This is a genomic window from Erythrobacter sp. R86502 (genome assembly GCF_042466465.1).
GTDB lineage: Bacteria > Pseudomonadota > Alphaproteobacteria > Sphingomonadales > Sphingomonadaceae > Erythrobacter.
In genome coordinates this window covers 3017348-3028052 of sequence record NZ_JAXHCJ010000001.1, presented here as the reverse complement: position 1 = coordinate 3028052, position 10705 = coordinate 3017348, and the positions used below count along the sequence as shown (strand labels likewise).

Annotated in this window: 11 protein-coding genes; 5 read left to right on the top strand and 6 right to left on the bottom strand. The window is 60.9% G+C overall.

Going from position 1 to position 10705, the window contains the following annotated elements; genetic code table 11:
* The first annotated feature begins 314 nt into the window (after positions 1-314).
* Positions 315-2195, top strand: coding sequence for an ABCB family ABC transporter ATP-binding protein/permease (locus SJY33_RS14500; RefSeq protein WP_379923484.1), 1881 nt, complete (start codon positions 315-317; stop codon positions 2193-2195).
* A gap of 240 nt (positions 2196-2435) precedes the next feature.
* Here the strand turns inward: SJY33_RS14500 and hslU are convergent, their stop codons facing one another.
* The 3 genes from hslU to SJY33_RS14485 form a co-directional block, all read right to left on the bottom strand.
* Positions 2436-3749, bottom strand: a complete 1314-nt coding sequence (gene hslU / locus SJY33_RS14495; protein WP_379923483.1) for an ATP-dependent protease ATPase subunit HslU — start codon at positions 3747-3749, stop codon at positions 2436-2438.
* 311 nt (positions 3750-4060) lie between these two features.
* Entirely contained in the window at positions 4061-4618 is a 558-nt protein-coding gene (gene hslV, locus SJY33_RS14490) for an ATP-dependent protease subunit HslV (protein WP_379923482.1), read from the bottom strand.
* A 56-nt stretch (positions 4619-4674) separates the two neighbouring features.
* Positions 4675-5121: an outer membrane protein assembly factor BamE gene (locus tag SJY33_RS14485; RefSeq protein ID WP_379923608.1), complete on the bottom strand. Its 447-nt coding sequence runs from the start codon at positions 5119-5121 to the stop codon at positions 4675-4677.
* 300 nt (positions 5122-5421) lie between these two features.
* Here SJY33_RS14485 and SJY33_RS14480 point away from each other — a divergent pair, with 300 nt between their 5' ends.
* The 4 genes from SJY33_RS14480 (at position 5422) to SJY33_RS14465 (ending at position 8588) form a co-directional block, all read left to right on the top strand.
* The gene (locus SJY33_RS14480) at positions 5422-5949 is read left to right on the top strand and encodes a ubiquinol-cytochrome C chaperone family protein (RefSeq protein WP_379923481.1); all 528 of its coding nucleotides are present in this window, start codon (positions 5422-5424) and stop codon (positions 5947-5949) included.
* Positions 5950-5981: 32 nt separating this feature from the next.
* On the top strand, positions 5982-6479 hold the full coding sequence (locus tag SJY33_RS14475; RefSeq protein ID WP_379923607.1) for a YceD family protein: 498 nt from the start codon (positions 5982-5984) through the stop codon (positions 6477-6479).
* 131 nt (positions 6480-6610) lie between these two features.
* A complete protein-coding gene (locus tag SJY33_RS14470) occupies positions 6611-7939 on the top strand; it encodes a TrkH family potassium uptake protein (RefSeq protein ID WP_379923480.1) in 1329 nt (442 codons plus the stop codon).
* Positions 7929-8588 (top strand): potassium channel family protein, encoded by a 660-nt coding sequence (locus SJY33_RS14465; protein ID WP_379923479.1) that lies wholly within the window; start codon positions 7929-7931, stop codon positions 8586-8588. Before SJY33_RS14470 ends, SJY33_RS14465 begins: the two co-directional genes overlap by 11 nt.
* 98 nt (positions 8589-8686) lie before the next feature.
* Here the strand turns inward: SJY33_RS14465 and ssb are convergent, their stop codons facing one another.
* The 3 genes from ssb to SJY33_RS14450 all read right to left on the bottom strand — a co-directional run bounded on the left by ssb (position 8687) and on the right by SJY33_RS14450 (position 10670).
* Entirely contained in the window at positions 8687-9244 is a 558-nt protein-coding gene (gene ssb, locus SJY33_RS14460; RefSeq protein WP_379923478.1) for a single-stranded DNA-binding protein, read from the bottom strand.
* A gap of 111 nt (positions 9245-9355) precedes the next feature.
* Positions 9356-10027, bottom strand: a complete 672-nt coding sequence (locus SJY33_RS14455) for a COQ9 family protein (RefSeq protein WP_379923477.1) — start codon at positions 10025-10027, stop codon at positions 9356-9358.
* Between the two features lies 1 nt (position 10028).
* Positions 10029-10670: an ankyrin repeat domain-containing protein gene (locus SJY33_RS14450; RefSeq protein WP_379923476.1), complete on the bottom strand. Its 642-nt coding sequence runs from the start codon at positions 10668-10670 to the stop codon at positions 10029-10031.
* Positions 10671-10705: the final 35 nt, after the last annotated feature.

Below are 10705 nucleotides of genomic sequence, written 5' to 3'. Positions count from 1 at the left end.
CTCATGCCCAGAAACGTCGGAAAACCGCCATTTTATGCTGACGTTTTCGTGAAATCAGCGCACACCAAGCAAGAGGCAGGATTGCGACAATGCGCCAGAATAAGGGGAATCACGCCCCAATTTGCTTCGATCTGCTCCGTCCGACAGAGCCCGCCACGTGATTCTGTGGAGGTAGCTATGTGATGTAAGAATTCGCGGCCCTCGCAAATGTTCCCGGAAGCCTATCCAGCCCGAATAGACTCGCGGCTCGCCGTCTGACGTTCCCCGACGCCCGCTGCCTTGCGAACAAGCGCTGTTACGCCCACATCCTGCACATGCCCCCAGAGACCGCCACGCCGACCGACCCTGCCACCAAGTCTGCGCGTCCGCGTGACGTCGAAAGCTGGGCGTCGCTTCGGCGCTTTCTTCCTTATCTGTGGCCCAAGGATAACGCCGGTCTTCGGATACGGATTGCCGTAGCGATGACGCTGGTGCTGGCAGCAAAGGGTGTCACGCTTGCGCTACCCTTTGCGTATAAGGGTGCTGTGGATGCGATGTCGCAAGCTGGCGCCATTGCCACGAGTGACGGCGCCACCGTCGCGCTGGTACTGGTTGCCGCCTACGCGCTGGGCCGTTTCACTTCAGTCGCATTCGACAATCTTCGCAACATCGCCTTCGAGCGGGTGGGGCAAGTTGCGACGCTGCATCTTGCCGAAGACGTGTTTCACCGCCTTCATCGTCTGTCGCTTCGCTTCCATCTCGCGCGGCGCACTGGCGAGGTTACGAAGATCATCGAGCGCGGGACAAAGAGCATCGACCAAATGCTCTACTTCCTTCTTTTCAACATCGCACCGACGATATTCGAGCTTATCGCTGTCGGGATCATTTTCTATATCAATTTCGGGATCGAGCTGGTCGCCGCTACGTCTGTAACGGTGGTCGCCTATGTCTGGATAACGCGTGCGATTACCGAATGGCGCACCAAGCTGCGCCGCGAGATGAACGATCTCGATGGCAAGGCCCTGCACCGTGCGGTTGATTCCCTGCTGAACTACGAGACGGTGAAGTATTTCGGTGCGGAGGCTCGCGAAGAAGCGCGTTATGCACAGGCCGCCCGGGCCTATGCCGAAGCGGCGGTGAAGTCCGAGAACTCGGTCGGCCTTCTGAACATGGCGCAGTCGGTCATCACCAACGCGCTGGTTGGCGCCGCAATGGCCTACACCGTGTGGGGCTGGAGCACCGGTGCGATGACTGTCGGCGATCTGGTGCTGGTCAATTCGCTGCTGATCCAGCTGTTCCGCCCGCTCGACGTGCTGGGCTGGGTCTATCGCACCATACGGCAGGGGCTGATCGACATGGGCGAGATGTTCCGCCTGATCGACACCGATATCGAGGTGAAGGACAAGCCGTCCGCCCCTGCGCTGATGGTGCGGACGCCGACCGTAGCCTTCGACAATGTCACCTTCGGCTATGACCCCGGCCGCACGATCCTGAACGGACTGAGTTTTGAAGTGCCGGCCGGAACCACCACCGCCATCGTCGGACCATCGGGCGCGGGCAAGAGCACGATCGGACGGCTTTTGTTCCGGTTTTATGACCCCCTTTCAGGCCGGGTCCTCGTCGGCGGCGAGGATATTGCCAATGTCACGCAGGAAAGCGTGCGCGCTGCGATCGGCATCGTTCCGCAGGATTCGGTGTTGTTCAACGAAAGCCTCGCCTACAACATTGCCTATGGCGCGGAAGGCGCAGACCAGACGCGGGTCGAGCAGGCCGCGCGTGATGCCGCACTGACGCCGCTGATCGAACGTCTGCCTGATCGGTACGACACCATGGTGGGCGAACGCGGGCTGAAGCTTTCGGGCGGCGAAAAGCAGCGGGTCGCGATAGCCCGTACGCTGGTGAAGAACCCGCCAATCCTGTTGCTCGACGAAGCGACGAGCGCGCTCAATTCGCGCACCGAACAGGCGATCCTGGCAACGCTGCATCGGATTGCCGAAGGCCGCACCACAATCGCGATCGCGCACCGCCTTTCGACGATTGCCGATGCCGACAATATCCTCGTGCTGGATCAGGGCCGCCTGGTCGAAAGCGGGGATCATGCCTCGCTGCTGAAACACGCCGGGCTTTATGCCGAAATGTGGGCACGCCAGGCCAATGAGCGCCGCGATGAACCCACGCCCGCCGATGCCCGAACCGCCGAGCAGGTAACGATGTAGGAGACACTTGAGACACTGTCCAAGGAGAGAAACTTTGCGCCCCATGCGGTGCCGAGGACACAGCGGGCAAAACGGGCAGCGAAAGCGCGATCATCGCAGCAAGCCTGCCCGCCGCAATCAGAGTAGGAAAGCACGCGTACCTGATGTGGCGTGCGGGTCTTTTGCACATCTGACACAATCGCGCTCAGCCCGCGGCGTTGGCAGAGCATCGCCGAACCAGTCTCCGCGGAGCTGCGCTGCCTAAAGGATGTACTTGCTGAGATCGGTATTGCCCGCCAGCCCTTCCAGCCGCGCCTTCACATATGCGGCATCGATGGTGATCGTTTCGCCCGTATGGTTTTCAGCCTCGAAACTGATATCTTCGAGCAAGCGTTCCATCACCGTCTGCAAACGCCGCGCGCCTATGTTTTCAACCGTGGCATTCACCTGCGCAGCGATCCGCGCGATTTCAGGCACGGCATCATCCGCAAATTCGAGCGTCACCTGCTCGGTAGCGAGAAGTGCGGTGTACTGCGCAACCAGATTGGCGCGGGTTTCCGACAGGATTCGCACAAAATCCGCCTCGGTCAGAGCGCGCAGTTCAACCCGGATCGGCAAACGGCCCTGAAGTTCCGGCAGCATGTCCGAAGGCTTGGCCACATGAAACGCCCCGCTGGCGATGAACAGCACGTGGTCGGTCTTCATCGGTCCATGCTTGGTCGCCACCGTGGTGCCTTCGATCAAGGGGAGCAGATCCCGCTGGACACCTTCGCGGCTGACGCTGCCGCCGCGCACGTCGCTGACCGCAATCTTGTCGATTTCGTCGAGGAAGACGATCCCGTTCGTTTCGGCGTTGTGGAGCGCGGCGCGGGCAACATCGTCCTGATCCAGCCGCTTGTCGGCTTCTTCATCGACCAGACGATCCCAGGCATCGGGCACGCGCAGCTTCTGGCGCCGCGTGTTCTTGCGGCCCAAGGCCTTGCCCATCATGTCACTGAGGTCGATCATCCCCATCTGGCCGCCCATGTTGCCCATGTCGAACGGCGCCGCCGGACTGTCGCGCACTTCGATTTCGACTTCGACATCGTTCATCGCGTTCTGCGTGATGCGCTGACGGAAACTGGCACGGGTAGCCTCTGACGCGTTGTCGCCCACCAACGCGTTGAGCAAACGGTCCATTGCGGCTTCGGATGCCGCTTCGCGCACGGCGTCGCGGCGGCGTTCCTTCTCCAGCCGAATGGCATCTTCAACCAGATCGCGGGCAATCTGTTCGACATCGCGCCCGACGTAACCGACTTCGGTGAACTTGGTCGCTTCCACCTTGATGAAAGGGGCTTCGGCCAGCTTGGCCAGCCGGCGGCTGATTTCAGTCTTGCCGCAGCCCGTGGGGCCGATCATCAGAATGTTCTTGGGCGTTACCTCATCACGCAGATCAGCGCCCAGCCGCTGGCGCCGCCAGCGATTGCGAAGCGCCACGGCAACCGCCCGCTTCGCATCAGCCTGACCGATAATATGTTCGTCGAGCGCGGCGACGATGGCTTTGGGGGTAAGCGACTTGGGAGATGTGGTATCCATGATATCCGTTTCAGACTGTCTGTTGCCTTCCATGTGGCGAGCGCACCAGCCGGTTCAAGGCCGCGGTCATTGGGCGTTCGATCCATAGAAAGACAAACCAGCTTGTCGCAAAGGTCACAATCACCCCGCTGACGAGGTAATCTCATGGCCCGGGATCAAAGAATGGCAGGCAGCCCCGCAACCACAGCCCGAACCACGCCAATCGGCAAGCGGAGCAGATAGACGGCATAGCTCATACCGCCGGATGCCAGAACCGGCCGGAGCACAGATACCGTCAACAACCCGCGGCGCTGTTGAGGGCCGCGATACGGCTAAACCGTCTCGACCGTCAAATTGCCGTTGGTAAAGACACAGATATCCGCAGCGACGGCCATGGCCTTGCGCGCAATGGTTTCGGCGTCCTGTTCGTAATCCGCAATTGCGCGGGCCGCGGCCAGAGCAAAGTTTCCGCCTGATCCGATCGCCGCGATTTCGCCGATAGGTTCCAGCACATCGCCATTGCCAGTCAGCACCAGAAGTATGTCGTGATCGGCAACGATCATCAACGCTTCCAGATTGCGCAGGAACTTGTCGGTGCGCCAATCCTTTGCCAGCTCGACACTGGCGCGCATAAGCTGGCCCGAATATTGTTCGAGTTTCTTTTCAAGCCGCTCAAACAGGGTGAATGCGTCTGCGGTGGCTCCGGCAAACCCGGCGATGACGCTGCCATCGCCAATGCGGCGCACCTTGCGCGCGTTGGGCTTCATCACGGTGTTGCCCATCGATACCTGACCGTCACCTGCGATAACGGTCTTGCCGGCCCGGCGCACGCCGATGATGGTGGTGCCATGCCACTGGACAAGGCCGTGGCTGGATTGTTCGCTAGTCATGCCGCCAGATATGGCGCGCAATCGCGCAGGATCAAGCGCGCATTGCCATCAACCGATTAGGGCCCGGCGCCAGGACCGCCTGCGCCCAGACCAGCCCCGCCAACCTGCCCGATATTGCCGAACAGATCCTGCAAAAACCCGCGTTCCCGCCCTAGCGTGGGCGTCTTGTCGCCATTGGGATCGAGGAACACGACCTGATCGACACCGCTGCGTTTCACATCGACAACCCGGCCCGCATCATCGAAGGTCACCGCCAGGACAGAATGTTCTTTGATCTTGGGTCGGCTGAAAGGGCGCTGGCCGGTGATGCTCGACACGTAAAACCAGGTCGGGGTGCCATACTGGCTGACAAATGTCGGCCGGCCCAGCGTGCCTTCGACCGATTGCTGGTTGTCGATCCTCGGCTGGATCGCACCGGTCAGCACCGGATCAACGATGTAGCCGCGTGATTCGCGGATCGCCGAACACGCGGGCAAAGCCGCCGCCACACCGACCAGCAGCATCGCCGTGCGCAGCTTGGCCCACCGCGTCTTGCCTGTGGCAGGCCCGTTCAAATTCGCGTTCATCTGCGCCAAACCGTCTCAATCCCGTCTTGCAATCGCGCGCACGTTGCGCATTTGTCCCTTGGGCGAGGTGCTTTAAGGGGCTAGGCGCAAGCTTGCAACGCACCATATGGCAATGCGGTTGGCGAAGGCGGCTTGAATGGCGGTTGAACGCATCCGCGCTTCATGCGTTGGCGTAAGATGATTGCGCGCTTACGGGCGCCGACACCACCCGATAATCGTGCGAAAGGCTTCGCTTCCATGTCCTTCCTCTCCCGCCTGCTCGGCACGGCCCCTGACCCGCGAGAAAACGTGCGGCCTTTGTGGCACCGGGTGATCGAGCTTGCCCGCGATACCGCCTATTACACCGAATGCGGCGTCGCGGATTCGATTGCTGGCCGGTTCGACATGATCACTGCGGTGCTCAGCACGGTCATGGTCCGGATCGAGGCATCGCAACTGCGCGCCGAAAGCGCGTTGCTGGCGGAACTGTTTGTCGAGGACATGGATGGCCAGCTACGCGAATTCGGGGTGAACGACGTGGTGGTAGGCAAACGCATCGGCAAGCTGATGAGCGTGCTGGGCGGACGGCTTGGCGCGTATCGCAGCGCGCTCAACGCAGGCGATATGGACAAGCTGACCGGCGCCATCCAGCGCAACGTCACCTTTGCCGCGCATGTCGACGAAGCGGCCAGCGCCCGTGCCGTGGCGACGCGGATCATGAAGCTGTATGAGCGGCTGGGCCGCTTTTCGGATGAAGAGATGCTGAAAGCGAGTGCAATCTGGTGAATACGCCCCTGCCCCCTTCGGAATTGAGCCGCATGATCAAAGCCCGGCCGCTATCGGGAGAGCCTATGGCGATCGAAGCGACCGCAGCAGAACGGCTTGCGCTGGCAAAGCGGTTCGGCCTTGGCGCGGTTGACCATCTGCGCGCTGATGTCCGTCTGGAACAGAAACCCCGCGCGATCCGCGCCACCGGTCGCCTGACAGCCGCGATCCAGCAACCCTGCGCCATCAGCGGTGAAGATTTCCCGGTCACGATCGACGAGCCTGTCGATCTGCGCTTTGTCGAAAGCGATGCCCGCCCATCCCCCGACGATGCCGAAATCGAGCTGGAAGCCGATGACTGTGACGAAATCGAGTTTTCAGGCGACATGTTCGATCTGGGGGAGGCCATTGCACAAACGCTGGGTCTGGCCATCGATCCCTATGCCGAAGGCCCCAACGCCGATGCGGCGCGCAGGGCCGCGGGCATCGTGAAGGAAGGCGAACAGGATGGCCCCCTCGCCGCGCTGCTCGCAGGGCTGAAGCGCGGTTGAACGCAGCGTCCGTTTCCAGACGAGGTAATGGTTGGCGCGGATGACCGGATGAGGGTGAGATGTTGCCGCGCCGGATCGGTTGACTTCATCAGGCGGTTGCCGCCCGAACGTTTCATCGGCAATGCGCGTTCATGAAACTGCTGCGCAATCCGATCCGGCTGGTGCCGAGTCTGTTTCTCATCGCGATCGCCTTGGGAACCGCGGTGCTCTGCCTGCCAATGGCGACGGCCGACGGGGTCCGCGCTCCGTTTCTTACAGCCATGTTCACCGCCACATCGGCAGTCGCCGTGACCGGGTTGGTTGTGGTCGATACCGGCAGCTTCTGGCCCCCATTCGGACAAGTCGCCATCTTGCTGATGTTTCAAATCGGCGGCCTTGGGATCATGACCGCGGCAACCCTTTTCGGGCTGATCGCCGGTCGCGGCTTCGGCCTGCACGATCACATGGCAACACAGGTTGAACGCGGGCGGCTGGAAACCGGCGATGCCCTGTCCGTGCTCAAGCTGGTGTTCGCCATCACAATCGCGGTCGAGGCAGTGGTGGCCGCAATCCTCGCGCTGCGGATGATGGCGAGCTACGATATGAGCGTGGCCAGCGCGCTGTGGCACGGCGTGTTCCATTCGGTCAGCGCCTTTAACAATGCCGGTTTTTCCACGCACGCGGACAGCGTGATGGGCTATAATTCCGACCCGGTGATCCTTGTGCCGATCATGCTGGCTGTAATCCTGAGCGCGCTGGGCTTTCCGGTGATGCAGGATGTGCGCGACAAGCGGTTCGCGTGGAAACGCTGGTCGCTGCATTCCAAAGTCACAGTCTATGGCACAGTGGCCCTGCTGGTGATCGGTTTCGCCGCAATCCTGGCAATGGAATGGACCAATGACGGAACACTGGGGCCGATGAGTGTGGGACGCAAAATGCTTAACGCTGCGTTCCATTCGGTGATGCCGCGCACCGCAGGGTTCAACAGTATCGATGTCGGCGCGTTTCACGATCAGACGCTGATGGTCAATTATCTGCTGATGTTCATCGGCGGCGGCAGCGCGGGCACGGCGGGCGGCATCAAAGTGACCACCTTCGTCGTGCTGTTTGCGATCGTGCTGTCTGAGGTATTAGGCCGCCGCGACGCCGGCTTGTTCAATCGCCGCTTTGGCAGCGAAGTTGAAAGGCAGGCTTTGACAGTGACAGTGCTGGCGGCCAGCCTGATCTTTGCTGCAACGACTTACATCGCCTCGATCACAACGCTTGCGCTTCCGGAAATCCTGTTTGAATGCATATCGGCCTTTTCCACCGTGGGCATGTCCACGGGAATCACTGCCGATCTGCCGCCATCTGGGCAGGTGGTGATCGTGCTGCTGATGTTCATCGGCCGCGTGGGAACCATCACTGTTGCCACCGCGCTTGCTGTCGGACGGCCTGTGCGGCCCTATCGTTATCCGAAGGAGAATCTCATTGTCGGCTGACAAGCGCAAACCCGTTCTGGTGGTCGGCCTGGGCCGCTTCGGCGGCGCGGTTGCTCGCACGCTCAACAGCATGGGCAGCGAAGTGCTGGGCGTTGATAGCGATCCGCATCTGGTGCAGGAATATGCCGCAGACCTGACAAAGGTCGTTGAAGCGGATTGCACGGATGGCGAAACGCTGAAGCAATTGGGGGTTTCCGATTTCGAGGCTGCGGTGGTTGCCATCGGCACCGATATTGAAGCCAGCGTGCTGACGGTGCTGGCGCTCGCCGATCTGGGGCTTACGAATATCTGGGCCAAAGCGAGCAATGCCAAGCACGCCCGCATCCTCGAACGCATTGGCGCGACTCACGTCGTATTTCCCGAACAGCGTATGGGGGAACGTGTCGCGCATCTGCTCAACGAACGACTGCTCGATTTTATTGCCTTCGACGATGAATTCGCCATTGCGCGTCTTTGCGCGCCCGAACCGATTGTCGGCCTGCCGCTGATCACAAGCGCGTGCCGCAAGAAATACGATGTGACCGTGGTGGGTGTGAAACGCACCGGTCAGGCCTTCATCCACGCTGTCCCCGACACGATCATCTTCCCCCATGATGAACTGGTGGTGTCAGGCCGGATCAAGGATATCGAACGGTTTTCGTCGATCTGACACGATATCGCTCGGCGCAAAAGTTACGCGATGAACCCGTTGCTGCCCTTTTCTGGCATTCGCTCTTAGCGAAAATCCGGCCTAACCTGCGTCCGCGATCAGAACGGGATATCGTCGTCCAGGTCATCATAGCCGCCGCTGTTGCCGCCGGATGTGCTGCCGCCAAAGCCCCCGCCTGACGCGCCGCCGGATCCGGAGCTACCGCCCTGATCCCAGCCGCCTCCGCCGGCGCCAGCGCCGCTGCCGTAACCACCGCCTGAACGACCGCCGCTGCTGCCACCGCCACCCATACCGCCGCCGCCCGATGCGCCATCAAGCATGGTAAGCGTCCCGCCAAGGCCCTGAATCACGATTTCGGTGCTGTAACGGTCCTGGCCGTTCTGGTCCTGCCATTTACGGGTCTGCAGCTTGCCTTCGACAAAGACCTTGCTGCCTTTCTTGAGGTAGCGTTCCACCACGCTCACCAGACCTTCGGAAAAGATCGCGACCGTGTGCCATTCGGTCTTTTCCTTGCGCTCGCCGGTGTTCTTGTCCTTCCACTGTTCGGACGTGGCGATGCGCAGGTTGGCGACCTTGCCGCCGTTCTGGAAGCTGCGAATCTCCGGGTCAGCCCCGAGATTGCCAATCAGCATAACCTTATTGAGCGAACCCGCCATTGAAACGTCCCTTCCCGTCTGAAATCTGCCCACGCCGCAGCGCGAATCTGGCATGCTCCATAGGACATGAAAGCGATGGAGACGACAAGGGGGTGGGTTCCTATCCCCGATTCAACGCGCCGGGTAACGCAGCCGTCCCAGAAAGCGTGTCAGGCTGGGGAGTTCGCGGTCCCTGCCCACCAGTTGCGCTTTGACCTTTTCAAATTTCATCACGCCATCGATGCGCCGTTCGAGAAACGCATGGGTGTCCGCCTTGCCTTCGCTATCGTCGTTCACGAACACTGCCAGCGTCGCCGAATAGATACCCGCCAGGATCGCACGCTTGGTGTAGTGGTTGTAATCGGTCGCAGTATCACCGGCGAGCCGCCACATGATATCCGCCGAATGCCAGCCCAGTTTCAGCGACCGGGCAGCGTTCTGCGGCTGCGCCATGATCGCCAGCGCCCGGCGCACGGCTTCGTCGATATGCGCAACGGCATCGAGCCGGAAGGCCACAAGCACGCGGATGCGTTCGCGAATTTTCAGCGTAGCGAGCCGTTCGGCCGGCCATTCAGTCTCCATCGCCTGATCGACCGAGGCAATCCACGCCTCAATCATGTCCATCGGCCGTGCGCCCGGAAAGGCCAGCCGCGCCACATCGATGTCACAGCCCGCCATGTCAGCGGCCGCAACCAATGCGGTTTCGTTCCAGCCATCGAAGATCGCCGAGGCGGCAATATCCGGCGCAAGCGCGACGCGCAGTTCATCAAGCGTGAGATCGGCGAAATGGTGTGTCTGGTTCATATCAGAAGGAAGGCCCGTATTCGCGCTTGGTTCCCGTTTCGGCGCGTTTGGCGTCGGCATCGGTGAATTCCTGCTGCATCAGCGTATTTCCGCTCATCAATTCCATGTAATCGCGGGCTGAACGGCCCGAATTGTCGTTGTGATCGGGGTCAGCGCCCTTTTGCAGCAGCAACCGCACCATGGCGACATCGCGTGAATGCACCGCCGCGATCAGCGGGGTTTCGCCTGTCTGGTCGGAAACATTGACGCTTGCGCCGCCCTTTATCAGCGCCTCGGCCCCGTCGACAAAGCCCATCGCGGTCGCCAGTTGCAGCGGCGATATGCCCTTGCGATTGCGAATGTTCGGATCAGCGCCGCGCTGCAACAGGAAGCGTATCCACACCACATCGGTGCGCGCCACAACCAGGTGCAGCGCCGTATCACCGCTGGTGATGTCACGGGTGTTGACGATCTGCGTGCCCGGCTTGTTGAGCATATCCATCGCCGCATCGCCTTCACGTTCCTTGACCGCTTCAAGGAACTGGAATCCTTCGGACTGGAACTGTGCACTGGCAGGAACCGCCAGCGACAACGCAAGAAGCGGTGTGATCGCACTGGCAATCCTGCGCCAAGGCCCTAATTTGCGCAAAACGTCAGAAGCCACGGTTTGATCCTTTCGCATTTCCTGTCACACAATCT

Excerpts from the sequence above, each read along its gene's own strand:
- SJY33_RS14500 (WP_379923484.1), top strand. The coding sequence starts at position 315 with ATGCCCCCAGAGACCGCCACGCCGACCGACCCTGCCACCAAGTCTGCG.
- hslU (WP_379923483.1), bottom strand. The coding sequence starts at position 3,749 with ATGGATACCACATCTCCCAAGTCGCTTACCCCCAAAGCCATCGTCGCC.
- hslV (WP_379923482.1), bottom strand. The coding sequence starts at position 4,618 with ATGACTAGCGAACAATCCAGCCACGGCCTTGTCCAGTGGCATGGCACC.
- SJY33_RS14485 (WP_379923608.1), bottom strand. The coding sequence starts at position 5,121 with ATGCTGCTGGTCGGTGTGGCGGCGGCTTTGCCCGCGTGTTCGGCGATC.
- SJY33_RS14480 (WP_379923481.1), top strand. The coding sequence starts at position 5,422 with ATGTCCTTCCTCTCCCGCCTGCTCGGCACGGCCCCTGACCCGCGAGAA.
- SJY33_RS14475 (WP_379923607.1), top strand. The coding sequence starts at position 5,982 with ATGATCAAAGCCCGGCCGCTATCGGGAGAGCCTATGGCGATCGAAGCG.
- SJY33_RS14470 (WP_379923480.1), top strand. The coding sequence starts at position 6,611 with ATGAAACTGCTGCGCAATCCGATCCGGCTGGTGCCGAGTCTGTTTCTC.
- ssb (WP_379923478.1), bottom strand. The coding sequence starts at position 9,244 with ATGGCGGGTTCGCTCAATAAGGTTATGCTGATTGGCAATCTCGGGGCT.
- SJY33_RS14455 (WP_379923477.1), bottom strand. The coding sequence starts at position 10,027 with ATGAACCAGACACACCATTTCGCCGATCTCACGCTTGATGAACTGCGC.